We start from the raw sequence: 19494 nt of genomic DNA, 5'->3' as shown, positions 1-19494 counted from the left end.
CGCGGTCGGCAGGCAGCATCGACTGTGCCGCAACAAGGTTAAAGTCAAACTAAGCCATTGCTTTGCGGGTGACTGCTGCGATGAAGTGAGTCGTTTTCCCGACCAGACGAGCAACCGTTGTGCGCTTGCTTTTGCCAGCAGTTGCGCCATCTTGAGCCCATAATGACGCGCTTCGCCGCAGAGCCGCTGGTCGCGGTGCTGGGTCCGACGAACACGGGCAAGACATATCTCGCCGTCGAGCGGATGTGCGGTCATTCTTCGGGCCTGATCGGTTTCCCGCTGCGGCTGCTTGCGCGCGAGGTCTATGACCGCGTCGTCGCGATCAAGGGGCGGGAATCGGTCGCGCTCGTCACCGGCGAGGAGAAGATCGTCCCGCCCAATGCGCGCTGGTTCCTGACCACGGCGGAATCGATGCCGCTCGACCGCGATTTCGCGTTCGTCGCGCTCGACGAGGCGCAATTGGGCGCCGATCCGGAGCGCGGTCACGTCTTTACCGATCGTCTGTTGCGCGCGCGCGGGCGCGATGAGACGATGATCCTCGGTTCGGAGAGCCTGCGCCCGATGCTGCGCGCACTCGTGCCCGATGCCGAGGTGACCACCCGGCCGCGTTTCTCGACGCTCACTTATGCCGGACCCGCCAAACTGTCGCGCCTGCCCAAGCGCTCGGTGGTCGTCGCCTTCTCGGCCGAGGAGGTCTACGCCGTCGCCGAGATGCTGCGCCGGCTGCGCGGCGGCGCGGCGGTGGTGATGGGCGCGCTCAGCCCGCGCACGCGCAACGCCCAGGTGGCGATGTTCCAGGCGGGCGAGGTCGATTATCTCGTCGCCACCGACGCGATCGGCATGGGCCTCAACATGGACGTGGCGCACGTCGCCTTCGCGAGCCTGCGCAAGTTCGACGGGCGCCGCTCGCGCCGGCTGACCATCGCCGAGATGGCGCAGATCGCCGGGCGCGCCGGCCGCCACCAGCGCGACGGCACGTTCGGCTCGCTCAGCCTCGAAGGACAGAATGCGCAGTTCGACGACGAGGAAGTGCTGGCAATCGAGGAGCATCGCTTCCCCTCGCTCGACCATCTTTACTGGCGCGAGGGGCAGCCGCGCCTCGCCTCGCTCGACACGTTGATCGCCGATCTGGAACGCAAGCCCAGCTCGCCGGTGCTGCGCCCCGCACCGCAGGCGATCGACCTTGCCGTGCTCAAGCGGCTGGCCGACGAGCCGTGGGTGCGCGAGCGGACGAGCGCGCCGGCGATGATCCGCCGGCTGTGGGATACGTGCGGCCTGCCCGATTTCCGCAAGACCGGCGCCGAGCCGCATGCGCGGCTGATCGGGCGCATCTTCCGCCACCTGAGCGAGGATGACCGCCACATTCCGGTGCAATGGTTCGCCGACGAACTTGCCCGGCTCGACACCGTGCAGGGCGACGTCGAGACGCTGGCGGGCCGGCTCGCGGCGGTGCGCACGTGGGCCTATATCGCCCACCGCCCCGATTGGCTGGCCGAGCCGCCTTTGTGGGCCGAGCGCACGCGCGCGCTGGAGGAACGGCTGTCGGATGCGCTGCACCAGAGGCTGACGCAGCGCTTCGTCGACCGGCGCACCGCCGTGCTGATGCGCGATCTCGGCGCGCGCGGCGCCGATCTGCTGCCGATGAAGGTGGCCGAGGACGGCACCGTCACGGTGGACGGCGAGGCGATCGGCGAGCTGATCGGCTTCCGCTTCAAGGCCGACGCCTCGGCGCGCCACGGCGACATGAAGCGGCTGATGGCGGCGGCCGAGCGGCGGCTGGGCGAGGAATTGGGCCGACGCGCGCGTGCGCTGGCGGCGGACGAGGATGCGGGCTTCAGCCTCGCGACCGACGTCGGACGGCCGGTGGCGTTGTTCTGGCGCGGCGACGTGGTGGCGCGGCTGGTGCGCGGCAAAGGGCTGCTGACCCCGCGCATCCAGCTGCACCGCGCACTGGAGATATTGCAGCCGGCCGAGAAGCAGGCGGTGATCGACCGGCTGCAGCGCTGGCTCGACCACCATATCGGCAAGGCGCTGGGGCCGCTGCAGGCGATCGTCGCCGCCGCGCGCGATCCGGCCCAGCCGCCGTCGATCCGCGCTTTGCTCGCCCCGCTCGGGCAAGAGACCGGCGTGGCGGAGCGGCGCGTGCTGCAGCCGGTGCTCGACGCGATGGACCGCGCGCTGCGCCCGGCGGTGGCACGGCTGGGCGTGCGGATCGGCACGCTCGACATCTTCGTGCCCGCCTTGCTGAAGCCCGAGGCGGCGCGCTGGCGCGTGGCGCTGGCGGCGGCGCAGGACGGCATCGCGATGCCGGCCTTGCCGCCGCCGGGCGCGGTGTCGGTGCCGACGCCGCCCGATGCCGTTACCTGCAACGCCTTCGCGATGGCCGGCTTCCGCCCGCTCGGCGCCCAGATGCTGCGCGTCGACCAGGTCGAGCGGCTGGCGCGCACCGCGCACGACGCGCGACCCGATGCTGCCGGCGGCCGCGCCGCCTTCGATCCCGATCCGGGCCTCGCCACCTCGCTCGGCCTCGCCTCGCCCAGTTTTTCGCAGCTGATGATGGCGCTGGGCTTCCGCCGCGCCGACGCCGGCTGGGCGTGGAAGGGGCAGCGACCGCAGCCGGCGACCGCGGCGGCGCCCGCCGCGCGGCCGGGCAACGCCTTCGGCGCCTTGGCGGGGCTGCGTTTCTAGATGCGGCTCGACAAATATCTGTGGTTCGTGCGCATCGTGAAATCGCGCGCGCTGGCGCAGCAAATTGCCGAGGCCGGGCATCTGCGCATCGACGGCCGCGCGGTCGATCGCGCCCATGCCGAAGTGCGCGTCGGCAACGTGCTGAGCTTCGCGCTGGACGACAAAGTCCGCATCGTGCGGGTGGAAACGATGCCGCACAGACGCGGGCCGACGGCCGAAGCGCGCGCCTGCTATACCGACCTTTCGCCCGCCCAAGGTTGACGTGGAGCCATGCCGCGCCATATGCGCGGGCGCGTTTCCCTGGAGCTTCGACACAAATGACCTACGTCGTCACCGACGCCTGCATTCGTTGCAAATATATGGACTGTGTCGAGGTGTGTCCGGTCGACTGCTTCTACGAAGGCGACAACATGCTCGTCATCAATCCCAGCGAGTGCATCGACTGCGGCGTGTGCGAGCCGGAATGCCCCGCCGAGGCAATCCTGCCCGACACCGAGGGTGGGCTGGAGAAATGGCTGGAGCTCAACGCCACCTTCTCGGCGCAATGGCCCAACATCACGCGCAAGCGCGACGCGCCGGCCGATGCCGATGCGTGGAAGGGTATCGCCGACAAATATGAGAATGAATTCTCGGCAGAACCCGGCCAGGGCGACTGATACAGTCGCCCACCGTAACTAATCCGTGAAGATGCACGGAAAGCTGGCATTCCTATTGTAATTCTGTTACAAGCGCGCCCGACAAGTGTGGGCCGCTCGGGTTCGCGCGAAAGGAACCGTGTTCGTGCCGCGCTTCGCCGCCGCCAGGCCGCCTCCCCCGGGCGGACTTGTCGGGGCCGGCGGCCCGTTTAGAACAGAAAGGTTGCGCAATGGCTGCCAAGGCGCTCAGCTTCGTCGTCGGCGACTATGTCGTTTATCCCAAGCATGGCGTGGGCCGCGTCGTCGAACTGCAAAGCCAGGAAATCGCCGGCGCCAAGCTCGAACTCTACGTCCTGCGGTTCGAAAAGGAGCGCATGACGCTCCGCGTTCCGACCAACAAGGCCGAGAGTGTCGGCATGCGCAAGCTCTCGTCCAACGTGACGATGAACGAGGCGCTCGCCTGTCTGAAGGGCAAGCCCAAGGTCAAGCGCACGATGTGGTCGCGGCGCGCGCAGGAATATGAAGCGAAGATCAACTCGGGCGACCTCGTGTCGATCGCCGAGGTGGTGCGCGATCTATTCCGTGCCGAAGATCAGCCCGAGCAGAGCTATTCCGAGCGGCAGATCTTCGAAGCGGCATGCAGCCGCCTCGCCCGCGAGCTTGCGGCGATGGAGCAGATCGACGAGCCGGCGGCACAGGTGAAGATCCTCGACATCCTCCGCGCCGCGGCGGCGATCCACAACAAGGCCTGATCCCGCCCGCTTCGGCGGACGCGATTGCATGGGGCGCTGTCTGCAAGGACAGCGCACCTTTGCTTTTCCGGGCTTTGCACGACGATTGATTCGATCGGGCGCTCAGGCCGCGAGCCGCAGCGGCCGCCCCAGCGCATCCGCCACCGCCGCCTGCGCACGCCCCGCCAATTCCTTGCGGCCAAGCGCGCGCGCATCCAGCGCGGGCATGAAATGGATCGTGACGTCGATCCGCCCCGGCCGGTTGAGGATGCGCTTCATCTCCTCCGAAAAGCGCATGCCGTCCGGCCACGCCATCTCGGCGTTGCGCGTGCCGTAGTCGATCGCGACCGGCTGGACCGCCGAGCCGGCTTCCACCGCCGCCGCGAACAAGGCCGGGCGGAACGGGTCGAGCAGCACGCCGTCGCCGGTGCCGCCCTCGGCGAACAACGCCACCGGACGCCCCTCGCGCAGCGCCAGCGCCACCGCATCGGCCTGCGCACGGGTCGCGCTGCGCCGATCGCGGCTGACGAACACGCTCCCCGCCAACCGCGCGAGAGTGCCGACGAGGCCCCACCCCTCGATCTCGGACTTGGCGATGAAGCGCGCGCGGGCCTCGCCGCCCAACGTCAGGATATCGAGCCAGCTGCTGTGGTTCGCGGCGAACAGCACGTTCGCCGGCAGCGGCCGGCCGACGACCCGCACGCGCAGGCCGAGCAGCCACCCCATCCGCGCGAGGAAGGTGCGCACCCAGAAGTCGCCCTTGCCGAACGCCCGCGTGACGAGGAAACACGGCACGCAGACCGCGAGCAGCAGCACGACCGCGACGAGGCGGAACAGGCCCAACGGGCGCATGCGGTGCGGCCTATTCGCCGCGATCGAGCGGCACGCCGTACAATTCCATGCGGTGATCGACGAGGCGGAAGCCCAGCCGCTCGGCGATGCGCCGCTGCAGCACTTCGACCTCCTGGTCGACGAACTCGATCACCCGGCCGGTCTCGACGTCGATCAGATGATCGTGATGATCTTCCGCCGCCGCCTCGTAGCGCGCGCGACCGTCGCCGAAATCGTGCCGTTCGAGGATGCCGGCATCCTCGAATAGCCGCACCGTACGATAGACGGTGGCAATCGAAATGCCGGGATCGATCGCGGCGGCGCGTGCGTGCAGCGCCTCCACATCGGGATGGTCTTCGGCCTCGGACAGTACGCGGGCGATCACGCGACGCTGTTCGGTGATGCGCAGGCCCTTGTCCGCGCAGAGGGATTCGACATCGATCTTGCGGGTCATGCAACGAATCTACCGGCTTTCGACGCCGGAAGGAAGACCATCAGCCGAGCGGTCGCGCCAGCGTCAGCGCGTCGTGGCTGCGGCCGTCCACACCCCGATAATAACCCTGCCGGCGACCGATCGGGCCGAATCCTGTGCGTGTATAGAGGCCGAGCGCCGCATTGCCGTCGCGGACCTCAAGCAGCAGCCGCTCCGCGCCGCGCGTCGCGGCAATGCCGGCGGTCCGCTCGATCAGGGCCGCGCCGGCGCCCTGGCCGCGCGCGTCGGGTGCGACGGCCAGCAGCAGCAGTTCGGCATCGTCGACCAGCAATCGGCTGAGTGCGAAGCCGATCGGCGTATCGGCCTGCGTGGCGAGGCTGAGCCAGACGTCGGGAAGCGAGAGGATGCCGAGGCACTGGCCGCGATTCCACGCCTCGCCGAACGCAGGATCGAACGCACACTCCATGACCGTCATCAGCTCGGCAATTTCTGCCGCCCCGCCCTCGCGCAGCGTGATCGCGGCGGTCACCGCGGCGGCACGGCGTCCGGCGCCCGGCCGTAGAGCGGCGTCGCCGGCAGGGCGGCCAGCGGCTCGGGCAGCAGAACGGCGTCAGCGGCGTTGGGCATGCGAAGCTCGGCATGCCCGCTTCCGCGTGCGACGACAAGGGCTTGGGCGCCGCTGCCAAGCACGGTCGCCTCCGCAATCTCGGTGGCGGCCGCCTCCGGTCGCAGCGAGCGGACCGAATCGAGCGGGGCGAACGGCGCGGATGCGAAGCGCTGGACGAAGATCTCGCCATGGCCGCCCTCGATCGCGACCGCCACCGTCGCACCGTCTCCACGCACCGCGATCAGCGCCGGCGCGCTGTAGCCGTGCACCGGGACGCCCCATGCGAGCCCGAAGGCGCGCGCCGCCGCCAGCCCGACGCGAATGCCGGTGAAGCTGCCCGGCCCGCAATCGACCAGCACCGCATCGGCGCGGGCGATGCCCGCCGCCGCCAGCACCTCGCCGATCATCGGCACCAGCCGCTCGGCATGGCCGCGGCCGACAATCTCGTGCGCGGCGGCGACGACGTGCGCGCCATCGATCAGCGCCACCGAACAGGCAGCGGTCGCGGTTTCGATGACGAGCGTCGTCACCTCAGCGAAGCTGGGTCGCGTCCTCGAAGCTCAGGCGCTCGAGCCGCGGATGGACGTTGGAGAAATCGCCATAGCCGAGCGTCGCGATGAAATTGGTGCGGATGCTGGCGCCGGCGAAGAACGCCTCGTCCACCGCAGCCGCGTTGAAGCCCGACATCGGCCCCGCATCGAGGCCCAGCAGCCGCGCCGCGACGACGAAATAGGCACCCTGCAGCGTCGAATTGCGGAAGGCCGATTCGCGGATCAGCGGCTCGTTGCCGACGAACCACGCGCGCGCATCGACATGCGGGAAGAGCTTCGGCAGCTTTTCGTAGAATTCCAGGTCCATGCCAATGATCGCGGTGACCGGCGCCGCCTTGATCTTGGGCGCGTTGGCGCCCGACGCGCAATCGGCGAGCCTGTCCTTCGCCTCCTGGCTGACGCACCAGATAATCCGCGCCGGCATCTGGTTCGCCGAGGTCGGGCCCCACTTCATCAGATCCCACAGATCGCGCAGCAGTGCTTCGGGCACCGGCGTATCGAGATAATGGTTGGCGGTGCGTGCCGTGCGGAACACACGATCGAGCACGGCGTCGGGCAGCGCGTCAAACATCATTTCCCTTTTCGCAGATGGCGCGCCGTCAGGCGGCGCGGACCTCGGTCACTTCGGGCACATAATGTTTGAGCAACTGCTCGATGCCCTGCTTCAACGTCGCGGTCGACGACGGACAGCCCGAGCAGGCGCCGTGCATCGCGAGATAGACCGTGCCTTTCTCGAAGCCACGATAGACGATGTCGCCGCCGTCGCGCGCGACCGCCGGCCGCACCCGCGTCTCGATCAACTCCTTGATCTGGTCGACGATGTCGGCGTCGGCCGGGTCGTCGCTGAAACCGGCATCATCGTCGATATGGATGCCGCCCGCGCTGCCGGGGGTGAATAACGGCGCTTGGCTGGAGAAATGATCGAGCAGCACGCTCAGCACTTGCGGCTTCAGGTCGCGCCAGTCGACGCCCTCGCCCGCGGTGACCGACACGAAATCGCGCCCGAAGAACACGCCCTCGACATCGCCGAGGTCGAACAGCGCCTGCGCGAGCGGCGAGGCGGCTGCCTCGTCGGCATCGGCAAAGTCGCGCGTGCCGCCGGCGGCCATCACGAGCTGGCCTGGCATGAACATCAGGGTCGCCGGATTGGGGGTGGCTTCGGTCTCGATCAACATGCCGCCCATGTGCGCCCTCGCGCGGCCGGGTTCAAGGTTCGGCGGCCGATCGGAGCGCCCTTCGGGCATCGTTGATGTTGCGCCTGCACAAAGCAATCTTGTCAGGTCTTGATTCCGCCACAGTAAAGTATGATAAGGAACCCCGTACCAGGCGTGCATTGCGCGCCCGGCCGAGCAGCGTGAACCTCGTGACATATCACGGGTGCGCTCCGCCTTCGGGTGCAATCAAGCCAAAGGCTTCCCTTTTCACGCGGGTCGTCTCGATGAACCCGCTTGCGGCCGCGCGACCATCGCGTGGCTGCGGGCACCCACGAAAGTGCTCTCTTTGACTCAATTTTCAGACCTAGGCCTCGCGCAACCGCTGCAGGAGGCGCTCGCCGCCAAGGGCTATACCACCCCGACGCCGATCCAGGCGCAGGCCATTCCCCCGGTTCTGTCCGGCCGCGATCTGTGTGGTATCGCCCAGACCGGCACCGGCAAGACCGCCGCATTCGCGCTGCCGTCGCTCCACCGCCTCGCCGAGAGCGCCAAGCCGCGCCAGCAGAAGAGCTGCCGCATGCTGGTGCTGGCGCCGACGCGCGAGCTGGCCAGCCAGATCGCCGAAAGCTTCGTCGCTTACGGCAAGAATATGCGCCTGTCGGTCACGACCGTGTTCGGCGGCGTGCCGATCCCGCGCCAGGTGCGCGCGCTGAGCTCGGGCGTCGACATCCTCGTCGCCACCCCCGGCCGCCTGCTCGACCTAATCGACCAGCGCGCGCTGACGTTGCGCGACGTCGAGATCCTGGTGCTCGACGAGGCCGACCAGATGCTCGACCTCGGCTTCATCCATTCGCTGCGCCGCATCCACGCGCTGGTGCCGAAGAAGCGCCAGACGTTGTTCTTCTCGGCCACCATGCCGAAGACGATCGCCGAGCTGGGCGACGCCTTCCTGACCGATTCGGTCAAGGTGTCGGTCGCGCCGCCCTCGACCACGGCCGAGCGCGTCGAGCAGTGCGTGACCTTCGTCAACCAGGGCGAGAAGCAGGCTTTGCTCACGCTGACGATTCGCGCGACCCAGATCGATCGCGCGCTGGTCTTCACGCGCACCAAGCATGGCGCCGACCGTGTGGTGAAGCACCTGCAGGCCGCCGGCATCGCCTGCAACGCGATCCACGGCAACAAAAGCCAGCCGCAGCGCGAGCGCGCGCTGGCCGCGTTCAAGTCGGGCGAGGCCCCGATCCTGGTGGCGACCGACATCGCCGCGCGCGGCATCGACGTCTCCGGCGTCAGCCACGTGTTCAACTTCGAGCTGCCGAACGTGCCCGAGCAATATGTCCACCGCATCGGCCGCACCGCGCGCGCCGGCGCGACCGGCATCGCCATCTCGTTCGTCGCGGATGACGAGCGCGCTTATCTGCGCAGCATCGAGAAGCTCACCCGCGTGAAGCCGGCGATCGTGCCGCTGCCCGAGGACTTCATCGCCGAGCAGGCACGCCTGCCCAAGCCGAAGGTCGAGACGCGGCCGCAGGGCCATGGTCGTCCCGACGCGCGCCGCCACGATGGCGAGCGGCCGGCGGGTGGCGCGCCCAAGCGCCACTTCGGCCCGCGCAAGGGCGCACCCGGCGCGCACCGCAACGCCGTCCGCAAGACCAGCGGGCGCTAAGGCCGACGACGATCGCGAACACTCCGCGCCCCGGCGAAAGCCGGGGCCCAGAGCTGCAAGCGACATCGCCTGAGGCCTTGGACCCCGGCCTTGATCGGGGAACGACAATAGAAAAAGGCCATCGGCGGGAGCGCAAAGCACCCTCGCCGATGGCCTTTCTGTTTGGGCGTTGAGGCTCAGGCCGAAGCGGGGCGGGTTTCGGCGATCGGCGCCGCATCGGCCTCGCGCACCCCGTAATCCTCGGGCCATGCGCGCGTCGTCGGCATGTGCAGCGTGCCGAACATCCGGTCCATCACGGGCAGCATCGACGCATAATTGCGATCGATCGGCCCCGATTTGACGTGATGCCAGTGGTGGAAGCGCGGCGTGGCGAGCAGGGGCTCCAGCCAGCGCGGCGTCCAGCGGATATTGGCGTGGAGCAGGAAGCCCCAGATCGTGCCGGCGATTGTGAACAGGATCGCCGGCAGGTTGTCCGCGCCGGCGCCGCGCCCGGCGAGGCCGGTCAGATAAATCGGCGCGAGCCCGCAGAGCCGGCCGAACACGATGTCGACCGGATGCGCGCGGGTGTTGACCAGCCAGTCGAGATGATCCGGGCGATGGTGCAGTGCATGAAAGCGCCACAGCAACGGCACCGTGTGGCTCCAGCGATGGCCCCAGTAGAAGCCGATCTCGCCGACCACGAAGCTGGCGACGAGCTGAAGCCAGAGCGGCAGGCTATTGAGCCAGCCGAAATAGCCCGACGGCAACAGTCGATGCGCGACTGCTGCCAGCGCCGCCACCGGGAAACCCAGCAACAGCCCCGGCAGCAGGCTGTTCAGAAAGTAAAACCCGAGATCGGCGGCCGTGGCGGCGGAGGTGCGGTGGCCCGGCCGAAGCGCGAACCACCGTTCGACCGGCACCAGGATCGCCGACAGGAGGGCGAGCCAGATGAGCAAGCGGGCGACGTCGACGATCAATCCGTGGATGCCCATCGCGTCGCCCCCTCAAGCTCAGGCCATCGACGCCACGGGACGGCGACGACGGAGCGCGCCACCCAGCAGGCCGAAACCGCCGACGCACATCGCCCAGCTGGCCGGCTCCGGCACCGCCGCGACGTGGTTGGTCAGCGACACGTCGTCGAGCAGCGAGAAGGGCGGCTCGCCGTTCGGCGTGCCCTTGGCGAGGAAGCCGAGGATCTCGGTCGTCGCGGTCGCGGTGAAGGTCGTGCTCGCCGCCTGCCAGCCGGTGAAGCCGTGGTTGGCGTCGGTCACGGTGTCGGTGGTGTAGCTCTGATAGCTCGACGTGCTGGTGCCGAAATAAGCGGTCCAGTTGTCGGTGGTGACGCCGTCATAGCCGTGCTGCTGCGCACCGGCCCAGTTGAACGTCAGGTCGTACTGCTGACCGACCGTCAGGCCGGTGATGACCTGATAGACCAGCGCGGTCTGGTAGGCGCCGTCGGCCGCCAGATAGTTGCCGCCGCTGCCGCCGATCGAGGCGCTGTTGGTGAAGCCGTTCGAGGCGGCACCCGCCGCGTCGCTGGTCTTGCCCCAGAAGTAGAGCTTGCCGCCGGTGTTGTTGGCGATGCCGCCGGCCGTAGTGCCGTCATTGCCCTGGACGATGAAGTTATAGCCCGGATACGAACCATCGGTCGTATTCGTCCAGCCGGTCAGATACTGCGTCTTTCCATCGGAAGATGAAATCTGCTGCGAACCCGTCGCAGTCGTCTGCGAGAAGTTTCCGTTCTGGACATATTCAGTCGCCAACGCCGGCGAGGCACCAATAACTGCAAAAGCTACGCAAGCTACAAAACCACTGGTCTTCACTTCGATCTCCAATCAACGTTTGCTGAGAGCGCAGTTGCAGCAAATGTGATGGGGAAGCAATTGGCGTTACACACTTTAATATTCTGGTCATACCTTATGGTTACTGACCAGCGCCTGAAGTAATTCAGTAAGTCGATCGCAGTGATCGGTCAATCGTGGTTTACCCGGCGCTTGGCGATCTGGTGCCACACGAACCACGCCACGGCCGCGGCCAGCACGACGATCACCACTGCATCGGCCGAATGGAGCACGCGGCCGAGGCGCGGATCGGTGCGCCATGCCGCGCCCAGCTTCATCCCCACCCATGCGAGCGCGAAGCACCACGGCCACGAACCGACGAAGGTGTAGAGGTGAAAGCGTCCGAGCGGCATGCGCGCGACGCCCGCGGGAAAGGCGATGAACGAGCGCACAAACGGCAGCAGGCGGCAGACGAGCACGGTCGCGCTGCCCCAGCGCGCGAAGAAGCGCTCCGCCAGTTCGAGATCGTGCATGTTGAGCAGCACGTAGCGCCCGTAACGCTCGACGAACGGCCGCCCGCCGCGCTTGCCGACCTCATACGCCATCACCGAGCCGAGATTGCAGCCGAGCGCGCCTGCGGTCGCGACCGCGAGCAGCCCGAACCGGCCGGTCGAGACGAGATAGCCGGCGAACGGCATGATGATCTCCGACGGCAGCGGGATGCACGCGCTCTCGATCGCCATCAGGCCGACGATGCCGGCATAGCCGCCGGCCGAGATGATGGCGATGATCCATCCAGCGATGGGTGCGAGGATGCGTTCGGTGATGCTCAAGGGACGAAAGCTCCTTCGCGGAACGGGTTTACGATGCGCAGGCGATCGATGATCCGCCCGTCCTGCAGGTCTTCGGTGTAGAGAATGTTGCAGCCGAGCGCCTGTGCGGCCGCCACGATCAGGCTGTCCCAGATCGAATAGCCGGTCCGTGCGCTCACTGCGAGCGCCGCTTCGAACAACGCAAGCGTGGTCTCTTGAATTGGAAGATGACGAACAGCGTGGAGGACACGCCGCGCTTCCTCCAACGTCATGCCGAAGCGCCCCGTCGGGCGCGTCGCCTGGTGGACGAACTCCTGACAGACCTGCACTGAGAGCGTGCACGATGCGTCCAGGACGAGCGCTTGCGCTACCCGGCTCTTATCGACTTCAGTTGGATCACGGCTGACCGCGTAGAGCAGGATATTCGTGTCGAGAAAGCAGCGCTCAGCCACGCGCGGCGTCAGCCGCTTCGCGCTCGGCCTGGCCGCGATCGTAAAGGTCGTCGCGCGACAGGCGCGCGCCCGCCTTCACACCCACGCTGGCTTGCTTGAACTCCTCGAATAGATCCTCGAGCTCCCGCCTGCCGCGCTCATGCTCGGTTTCAGCCGAGCCGAATTCGGTCAGGAAGTCGCGGACGAGCGCCGACAGCGTCTTCCCCATCTCGGCCGCGCGCACGCGACCCCGGCGGAAGGCCTCGTCGTCCAGTGAGACTGTGACATTCTTCATGGTCTCACAGTATTGCGCCGGTGGGCGCGCTACAACACGTATTTGCTGAGATCGGTATCGCGCGCCACGTCGGCCAGTTGGGCGTCGACATAGGCGGCGTCGACCGTCACGGTCGTGCCGGTGCGATCCTCCGCATGGAAGCTCACCTCCTCCAGCAGTTTCTCCATCACCGTCTGCAGACGACGCGCGCCGATATTCTCGATGCTCTGGTTCACCTGCGCGGCGATGCGGGCGATCGCGGCGATGCCGTCTTCGGTGAAGACCACCTCGACCTGCTCGGTCGCGATCAATGCGCGATATTGTTCGGTCAGCGATGCGCGCGTCGCGGAGAGGATGCGGACGAAATCCTCCTCTGTCAGCGGCTTGAGCTCGACGCGGATCGGCAGCCGCCCCTGCAGCTCGGGCAGCAGGTCGCTCGGCTTGGCGACGTGGAAGGCGCCGCTGGCGATGAACAGGATATGGTCGGTCTTCATCGGCCCATATTTGGTGGCGACGGTGGTGCCCTCGATCAGCGGCAGCAGATCGCGCTGGACGCCCTCGCGGCTGACCGAGCCGCCGCGCACGTCGGAAACCGCAATCTTGTCGATCTCGTCGAGGAAGACGATGCCGTTCGCCTCCGCGTCGGCCAACGCGGCGCGGTTGACCTCGTCCTGGTCGAGGCGCTTGTCGGCCTCTTCCTCGACCAGCTTGGTCCAGGCGGCGCGCACGGGGAGCTTGCGCCGCTTGGTGCGGCCGCCGCCCAATTTGCCCATGATGTCGCCGAGGTTGATCATGCCGACCTGGCCGCCGAGGCCGGGAATTTCCATCGGCGCGCCGCCGCTGTCCTCGACCTCGATCTCCACCTCGGACTCGTCGAGATGGCCGTCGCTGAAGCGCTGGCGGAAAGCGCTGCGCGTCGCCTCCGACGCATCCTTGCCGACGAGCGCGTCGATCAGCCGCGCCATCGCCGCATCTTCGGCCTTGTCCTTCACCGCCACGCGGCGGCGCTCTTTCTCCAGACGGACCGCCTCCTCGACCAGATCGCGCGCGATCTGCTCGACGTCGCGGCCGACATAGCCGACCTCGGTGAACTTGGTCGCCTCGACCTTCACGAACGGCGCGTCGGCAAGCTTGGCCAGACGGCGGCTGATCTCGGTCTTGCCGCAGCCGGTCGGCCCGATCATCAGGATATTCTTGGGTGACACTTCGTCGCGCAGTTCGGGCGCCAGCTTCTGGCGGCGCCAACGGTTGCGCATCGCCACCGCGACCGCGCGCTTGGCGTCGTCCTGACCGACGATATGGCTGTCGAGCGCGGCGACAATGGCCTTGGGCGTGAGGGCGTCGTTCATGAGGATCCAGCGAAGTTGAGGAAGTTGAGGATATCGCGCGGGCGCGATCAGGCGGCGCTGTCGAGCGTCTCGGCGGTCACGTTGCCGTTGGTGAAGACGCACACCTCTGCCGCGATCGCCATCGCGCGCCGGGCGATCGTCTCGGCATCCTGCTCGTAATCGAGCAGCGCGCGCGCGGCGGCGAGCGCATAATTGCCGCCCGAGCCGATCGCGGCGATGCCGGCGTCGGGCTCCAGCACGTCGCCATTGCCCGTCAGGATCAACGTCACGTCCTTGTCGGCGACGATCATCATCGCCTCGAGGTTGCGCAGATACTTGTCGGTGCGCCAATCCTTGGCGAGTTCGACGGCGGCGCGCAGCAACTGGCCGCGATGCGCCTCCAGCTTGCGCTCGAGCCGCTCGAACAGGGTAAAGGCGTCGGCAGTCGCGCCGGCGAACCCGGCGATCACATTGCCGTCGCCCAGTCGCCGCACCTTCTTCGCATTGGGCTTGATGACAGTATTACCCAGGCTAACCTGGCCGTCGCCCGCCACCACCACTTTACCGCCGCGTCGCACCGACACGATCGTCGTGCCGTGCCAGCCAATCTTGTCTTCGCTCATTGTCCGTCCCGCTATCGGAAGCGGCATATGGGAAGGGACGGCACGCCGCGCAACGGAGGCGATACAGTGGCCGAAGCGGGACCACGCGCCGCTTTCCAAGCTGTTCGTCGTATCGAACCGTCCGGCATAGTTAAAAGGTAATATTTCGCTGGAACGGCGCAGAACTGGTTCTATATGACCCCCTTCCCCCCAGGAGTAGACACGTGGCTATCGAAAATCAGGAACTGATTACCCTCACCGCCGACATTGTCGCAGCGCATGTGAGCAACAACAGCGTGCCGACTGCCGAGGTCGCGACCCTGATCCAGAGCGTCTACAGCGCGCTGCAGTCGGTCGACAGCCCGGCCGCCGAGCCGCAGCCGGAAAAGCCGCGTGGCGCCGTGTCGCTCCGTGCCTCAATCAAGCCGGAATATCTGGTCAGCATGATCGACGGCAAGCAGTACAAGATGCTGCGCCGGCACATCTCGCAGCACGGTTATACGCCGGAGAGCTATCGCGAGACGTTCGGCCTGCCGCGCGATTATCCGATGGTCGCGTCCAACTATGCCGAGCAGCGCCGCGCGCTCGCGCACAAGATCGGCCTGGGTCGCAAGCCCCGCGCCGCAGTCGAGGATGCGGTTGTCGAGGCACCCAAGCGTCGTGGCCGCAAGCCGCGCGAGACCGTGGAGGCGTAATCCGCAAGGATCGCCATCCCGCGTTAACGGGTTGAATAGTGGCCCCGCTTGCTTCACCGCAGGCGGGGCCTTTGCTTTTTCAGGCCATTTCCGGACACATGCGAATGAATGATCCCGCGGCCCGCGCCGCCCCGGCCCCCGGATCTTCGGATTCAGGCTTCGGCTTCCGCAGCTTCGTCGCGCTGATCGCGTCGATCATGGCGTGCAACGCGCTGCAGATCGACAGCATGCTCGCCGCGCTGCCGACGATGGGTCGCGACCTCGGCGTGGCGAACGAGAATACGCGGCAATGGATCATCGCGGTCTACATGCTCGGCTTCGGCGCGGCGCAGATCGTGTTCGGGCCGCTGGCCGACCGCTTCGGGCGCCGCCCGATCCTGATCGCCGGCCTGACCCTCAATGCCCTGATGAGCCTCGCCGCGGCGCTGGCGCCGACCTTCACATTGATGCTGGTCGCGCGCGCGTTGCAGGGCATCACCGGCGCCGCCGGTCGCGTGCTTGTCGTCTCGATCGTGCGTGACTGTTACCAGGGTCGGCAGATGGCGCGGGTGATGTCGCTGTCGTTCGTCGTGTTCCTGGCGGTGCCGATCCTCGCGCCGTCGGTGGGGCAGGCGATCCTGCTGGTGGGCAGCTGGCGTTTCATCTTCTTCCTCCTCGCGGCGTTCGCCGGAACGGTGGCGACGGTCAGCGCGCTCAAGCTGAAGGAGACGCTGCATCCAAGCTTCCGTCGCCCGGCATCGCTGGCCGGCGTGGCGCGTGCGATGCGGGTGACCGTCACCGAGCGTTATGCGCTCGGCTACATGCTGGCGGGCACCGGGATCTACGGTGCGCTGATGGGCTATATCAACACGGTCCAGCAGATCTTCTCCGACATCTTCCATGCTCCGCAGCGTTTCCCGCTGATGTTCGCGCTGGCGGCCGCCGGGATGGGCGTGTCGGCGCTCGTCAATTCACGCATCGTCGGCCGGTTCGGCACGCGCCGCGTGTCGCATGGCGCATTGCTAGGGCTGATCGCGGCGGCGGCGATCCATGTCGCGATCGCCGCGAGCGGACGCGAGACGATGCTGACCTTCTCGATCCTGCAGACCTGCACGATGTTCTTCTTCGGCATGATCGGCTCCAACTTCGGCTCGATGGCGATGGAGACGATGGGGCCGGTCGCCGGCACGGCGGCGTCGGTACAGGGCTTCGTCCAGACCTGCTTCGGCGCGCTGATCGGTATCGCCATCGGCCAGAGCTTCAACGGCACGACGGTGCCGACCGTGCTGGGCTTCCTCATCGTCGGGCTGGTCGCGCTGGCGATCGTGCTGGTGACCGAGCATGGGCGCCTCTTCCGGCCGCACCACGCACCGGCCTGAGCGCGGCGAAGACATCGGCGGGTGCGACGCCGCATTTCCGTCCATCGTTGCGGCGGGCCTGATCCGGGGCCCCGCTTGCTTCCAGCAATCAAGGGAAGAAGCTGGATCCCGGATCACGTCCGGGATGACGAAGCGTGGCGCAAACCAGCCGGGCGTCGACCTAGAAGCCCCAGTCGACGATCGTCCAGCCGCGCCGTTCGGCCAGGTGCCGCAGCCGTGCGCTCGGGTTTGCGGCGATCGCCTCGTCCGCCCATTCGAGGACCGGCGCGTCGGAGACGTGATCGGAATAGAAGGTGACGCGCACCGCGCTGCGCACGATCCCGCTGGCGCGCAGCCACGCCTCGATCAGCCGCAGCTTGGCGGGGCCGTAATTGTTCTCGCCGTCGATGCGCGCGTGGATGATGTCGTCGAGCCCGGCGACGCTGCCGGTGGCGATCACGTCGTCGAAGCCCAGCCGCCTCGCGATCGGCTCGACGTAGAAGCGATAGGATGCGGTCGCCAGCACCAGCCGCCGTCCCGCCGCTTTGTCCTCGGCGATCTGGCGGAGCGCGCCGGGGTGGATGTTGGTGGCCATCACCAGATCGGCGAAGCTCTCGGTCGCAGGCGCAAGGCAGGCGCGCGGCACGCGGCCGCCGAGCAGCAGGCGCTGGCACCATTCCTTCAGCCGCCGCCGATCGATCAGCTTCAGCGCATAGGCCAGCATCGCCAGCAGCACGAACGGCGTCAGCAGCAGCCGCCACGGCGCCAGCGCACGCGCGGCGTGCAGCAGGAACGGCGTGTAGGTGCCGGTGCGCGTGATCGTGCGATCCATGTCGTAGATGGCGAGATGCTGCATCCGGCCCCCGGACACGATGGCGCCGCCAAAGGCAAGCGCGGGAACATTACGCCGCCGAAAGCGTCTCGGCTGGCAATGTCGATTGCGCTTTTTGCCCCGCACAATATGCGTAGCGCATGACCGCGGCGGCCGACTTCGACTGGGACGATCGCACGTTGCGCTTCTCCGGCACGTTGACGCTGGCGCGGCTCGGCGATCTGCCGCGTCGGCTGGAGGCGCTGGAGCGCACGCCCGACGCGATCGACCTGTCGCAGGTCGACCGGATGGACACGGTCGGCGCATGGATGGTCCACCGCATCGCGCGCGAAAAGGACGTGCGGATCGACGGCGCGGGCAAGGACGAGGCGCACCTGCTGGAGCAGGTCGCCGCCGCCGACAAGCCGCTGCGCGTGGTGCCGGAACACAGCACCGGCTTCCTGCGCGTGCTGGCAAAGGTCGGCCGCGCGGTGATCGCGGCGATCACGACGATGCTGGGGCTGGTCGGCTTCTTCGGCAGCGTCGTCATCACGACGTGGGAGCTGATCCGCCATCCCGGCCGGCTGCGCTGGAACGCGATCGTCCGCCAGTTCGAGGTGGTCGGCGTCGACGCACTCGGCATCATCGGCCTGATGAGCTTCCTGATCGGCATCGTCATCGCGCAGCAGGGCGCGATCCAGCTGCGCCAGTTCGGCGCGGAGGTGTTCACGATCAATCTGGTCGGTCGCCTCGATCTGCGCGAGCTGGGCGTGCTGATGACCGCGATCATGGTCGCCGGGCGCTCGGGCTCGGCCTTCGCGGCGCAGATCGGCTCGATGAAGCTCGCCGAGGAGGTCGATGCGATGCGCACGATCGGCGTTTCACCGATGGAGGCTTTGGTGATCCCGCGCCTCGCCGCCGGCGTGCTGATGATGCCGTTGCTCGCATTCTACGCGGCCTTGGTCGGGATGATCGGCGGCGGCCTGTTCTGCTGGCTCAGCCTCGACATCCCGCCGGTCACGTTCGTCCAGCGCGTGCGCGAAGTGGTGCCGCTGACCGATCTGCTGCAGGGCATCATCAAGGCGCCGGTATTCGGCCTGATCATCAGCGTCGCCGGCTGCTTCCAGGGAATGCAGGTGGAAGGCAGCGCCGAGGCGGTCGGGCTGCGCACCACCGCCGCGGTCGTCCAGTCGATCTTCCTCGTGATCGTGCTCGACGCCTTCTTCGCGGTCTTCTTCGCCTCGATAGGGTGGATATGAGCGACGCGCGCCGCGACGAACCGGTCATCTGCGTGCGCGGTCTCACCAACCGCTTCGGCACGCAGACCGTGCACGAGAAACTGGATCTCGACGTGCGACGCGGCGAGATATTGGGCGTGGTCGGCGGATCGGGCACCGGCAAGTCGGTGCTGATGCGCTCGATCATCGGGCTGCAGGAGCCGGCCGAGGGCACCGTCGAGGTGTTCGGCGAGCCGATGATCGGCCGCGACGAGAACGAGGCGCGCGACGTGCGCAAGCGCTGGGGCGTGCTGTTCCAGGGCGGCGCGCTCTTCTCCACGCTGACCGTCGCCGAGAATGTCGAGGTGCCGCTGCGCGAATATTATCCGGCGCTGGATTCGACCCTGCTCGACGAGATCGCCGGCTACAAGGTGGCGATGACCGGCCTGTCGGCCGAGGCCGGCCCCAAATTCCCGTCCGAACTGTCGGGCGGCATGAAGAAGCGCGCGGGCCTCGCGCGCAGCCTCGCCCTCGATCCCGAATTGCTGTTCCTCGACGAGCCCACCGCCGGGCTCGACCCGATCGGCGCGGCGGCGTTCGACGACCTGATCCGCAGCCTGAAGGAGACGCTGGGGCTCACCGTCTTCCTCATCACCCACGATCTCGACACGCTGCACGCCATCTGCGACCGCGTGGCGGTGCTGGCGGATCGCAAGGTGGTGGCGGTCGGAACGATCCCGGAATTATTGGCGTTGGACCATCCGTGGATCCAGGAATATTTCAACGGCCCGCGCGGCCGCGCGGCGGAAGTTGCCGCCGAGAAGGAATCTGCGCAGGATCGGGAAGAAAGCGTGCGGCGGCGCGATGCGGCGTTGCAGGCGGCGGGCGGCGATACGGCACCAGGGGGCGCGGCATGAACCAGCAGGCGAGGGGC

Annotated in this window: 23 protein-coding genes; 9 read left to right on the top strand and 14 right to left on the bottom strand. The window is 67.6% G+C overall.

The window, feature by feature from the left end:
- Window positions 1–162: 162 nt before the first annotated feature.
- The 4 genes from K8P63_RS00875 to K8P63_RS00860 all read left to right on the top strand — a co-directional run bounded on the left by K8P63_RS00875 (window position 163) and on the right by K8P63_RS00860 (window position 4075).
- Window positions 163–2688, top strand: coding sequence for a helicase-related protein (locus tag K8P63_RS00875; protein ID WP_223798013.1), 2526 nt, complete (start codon window positions 163–165; stop codon window positions 2686–2688).
- Window positions 2689–2949, top strand: a complete 261-nt coding sequence (locus tag K8P63_RS00870) for an RNA-binding S4 domain-containing protein (protein ID WP_223798012.1) — start codon at window positions 2689–2691, stop codon at window positions 2947–2949.
- 56 nt (window positions 2950–3005) lie between these two features.
- Window positions 3006–3344 carry a ferredoxin FdxA gene (fdxA, locus tag K8P63_RS00865; RefSeq protein WP_223798011.1) on the top strand — a complete coding sequence of 113 codons (339 nt, stop codon included), beginning with the start codon at window positions 3006–3008 and terminating at the stop codon, window positions 3342–3344.
- 209 nt (window positions 3345–3553) lie between these two features.
- Window positions 3554–4075, top strand: coding sequence for a CarD family transcriptional regulator (locus tag K8P63_RS00860; protein WP_223798010.1), 522 nt, complete (start codon window positions 3554–3556; stop codon window positions 4073–4075).
- Window positions 4076–4177: 102 nt separating this feature from the next.
- Here K8P63_RS00860 and K8P63_RS00855 read toward each other — a convergent pair whose 3' ends face one another.
- Genes K8P63_RS00855 through K8P63_RS00830 form a run of 6 tightly spaced genes read right to left on the bottom strand, consistent with a single transcriptional unit; the run spans window position 4178 to window position 7651 of the window.
- Window positions 4178–4906, bottom strand: coding sequence for a lysophospholipid acyltransferase family protein (locus K8P63_RS00855; RefSeq protein ID WP_223798009.1), 729 nt, complete (start codon window positions 4904–4906; stop codon window positions 4178–4180).
- A gap of 10 nt (window positions 4907–4916) precedes the next feature.
- Complete coding sequence (locus K8P63_RS00850; protein WP_223798008.1) at window positions 4917–5339, bottom strand: Fur family transcriptional regulator; 423 nt, start codon at window positions 5337–5339, stop codon at window positions 4917–4919.
- 40 nt (window positions 5340–5379) lie between these two features.
- A complete protein-coding gene (locus K8P63_RS00845) occupies window positions 5380–5847 on the bottom strand; it encodes a GNAT family N-acetyltransferase (protein WP_223798007.1) in 468 nt (155 codons plus the stop codon).
- Window positions 5844–6455 carry a tRNA (adenosine(37)-N6)-threonylcarbamoyltransferase complex dimerization subunit type 1 TsaB gene (gene tsaB, locus K8P63_RS00840; protein WP_223798006.1) on the bottom strand — a complete coding sequence of 204 codons (612 nt, stop codon included), beginning with the start codon at window positions 6453–6455 and terminating at the stop codon, window positions 5844–5846. Before tsaB ends, K8P63_RS00845 begins: the two co-directional genes overlap by 4 nt.
- A 1-nt stretch (window position 6456) precedes the next feature.
- Window positions 6457–7047 carry a malonic semialdehyde reductase gene (locus tag K8P63_RS00835; RefSeq protein ID WP_223798005.1) on the bottom strand — a complete coding sequence of 197 codons (591 nt, stop codon included), beginning with the start codon at window positions 7045–7047 and terminating at the stop codon, window positions 6457–6459.
- A 28-nt stretch (window positions 7048–7075) separates the two neighbouring features.
- Window positions 7076–7651: a NifU family protein gene (locus tag K8P63_RS00830; protein WP_223799911.1), complete on the bottom strand. Its 576-nt coding sequence runs from the start codon at window positions 7649–7651 to the stop codon at window positions 7076–7078.
- Between the two features lie 325 nt (window positions 7652–7976).
- On the opposite strand from K8P63_RS00830, the gene K8P63_RS00825 reads away from it, so the two are divergent.
- Window positions 7977–9293, top strand: coding sequence for a DEAD/DEAH box helicase (locus K8P63_RS00825; RefSeq protein WP_223798004.1), 1317 nt, complete (start codon window positions 7977–7979; stop codon window positions 9291–9293).
- 176 nt (window positions 9294–9469) lie between these two features.
- On the opposite strand, the gene K8P63_RS00820 is transcribed toward K8P63_RS00825, so the two are convergent.
- From K8P63_RS00820 to hslV, 7 genes are all read right to left on the bottom strand, one after another.
- A complete protein-coding gene (locus K8P63_RS00820; RefSeq protein WP_223798003.1) occupies window positions 9470–10264 on the bottom strand; it encodes a sterol desaturase family protein in 795 nt (264 codons plus the stop codon).
- An 18-nt stretch (window positions 10265–10282) separates the two neighbouring features.
- Complete coding sequence (locus K8P63_RS00815; protein ID WP_223798002.1) at window positions 10283–11035, bottom strand: PEPxxWA-CTERM sorting domain-containing protein; 753 nt, start codon at window positions 11033–11035, stop codon at window positions 10283–10285.
- A gap of 209 nt (window positions 11036–11244) precedes the next feature.
- Window positions 11245–11880: a DedA family protein gene (locus K8P63_RS00810; protein WP_223799910.1), complete on the bottom strand. Its 636-nt coding sequence runs from the start codon at window positions 11878–11880 to the stop codon at window positions 11245–11247.
- 2 nt (window positions 11881–11882) lie between these two features.
- Complete coding sequence (locus tag K8P63_RS00805) at window positions 11883–12317, bottom strand: PIN domain-containing protein (protein WP_223798001.1); 435 nt, start codon at window positions 12315–12317, stop codon at window positions 11883–11885.
- Window positions 12310–12540, bottom strand: coding sequence for a hypothetical protein (locus K8P63_RS00800; RefSeq protein ID WP_223798000.1), 231 nt, complete (start codon window positions 12538–12540; stop codon window positions 12310–12312). The genes K8P63_RS00805 and K8P63_RS00800 overlap by 8 nt, the downstream gene beginning before the upstream one ends.
- 80 nt (window positions 12541–12620) lie before the next feature.
- A complete protein-coding gene (hslU, locus tag K8P63_RS00795) occupies window positions 12621–13919 on the bottom strand; it encodes an ATP-dependent protease ATPase subunit HslU (protein WP_223797999.1) in 1299 nt (432 codons plus the stop codon).
- 47 nt (window positions 13920–13966) lie between these two features.
- The gene (hslV, locus tag K8P63_RS00790) at window positions 13967–14521 is read right to left on the bottom strand and encodes an ATP-dependent protease subunit HslV (RefSeq protein ID WP_223797998.1); all 555 of its coding nucleotides are present in this window, start codon (window positions 14519–14521) and stop codon (window positions 13967–13969) included.
- 203 nt (window positions 14522–14724) lie between these two features.
- On the opposite strand from hslV, the gene K8P63_RS00785 reads away from it, so the two are divergent.
- The gene (locus tag K8P63_RS00785; protein WP_223797997.1) at window positions 14725–15195 is read left to right on the top strand and encodes a MucR family transcriptional regulator; all 471 of its coding nucleotides are present in this window, start codon (window positions 14725–14727) and stop codon (window positions 15193–15195) included.
- 104 nt (window positions 15196–15299) lie between these two features.
- Window positions 15300–16553, top strand: coding sequence for a multidrug effflux MFS transporter (locus tag K8P63_RS00780; protein ID WP_223797996.1), 1254 nt, complete (start codon window positions 15300–15302; stop codon window positions 16551–16553).
- Window positions 16554–16713: 160 nt separating this feature from the next.
- On the opposite strand, the gene K8P63_RS00775 is transcribed toward K8P63_RS00780, so the two are convergent.
- Window positions 16714–17388, bottom strand: a complete 675-nt coding sequence (locus tag K8P63_RS00775; RefSeq protein WP_223797995.1) for an HAD family hydrolase — start codon at window positions 17386–17388, stop codon at window positions 16714–16716.
- 116 nt (window positions 17389–17504) lie between these two features.
- Between K8P63_RS00775 and K8P63_RS00770 the strand changes: the two genes are divergently transcribed.
- A complete protein-coding gene (locus K8P63_RS00770; protein WP_223797994.1) occupies window positions 17505–18602 on the top strand; it encodes an ABC transporter permease in 1098 nt (365 codons plus the stop codon).
- Complete coding sequence (locus K8P63_RS00765) at window positions 18599–19477, top strand: ABC transporter ATP-binding protein (protein WP_223797993.1); 879 nt, start codon at window positions 18599–18601, stop codon at window positions 19475–19477. Before K8P63_RS00770 ends, K8P63_RS00765 begins: the two co-directional genes overlap by 4 nt.
- Window positions 19478–19494 lie beyond the last annotated feature (17 nt).

The organism is Sphingomonas nostoxanthinifaciens (assembly GCF_019930585.1).
GTDB classification, from domain to species: domain Bacteria; phylum Pseudomonadota; class Alphaproteobacteria; order Sphingomonadales; family Sphingomonadaceae; genus Sphingomonas_I; species Sphingomonas_I nostoxanthinifaciens.
Note: the sequence above shows the minus strand (reverse complement) of the source record. Positions and strands in the feature narration are given on the sequence as shown.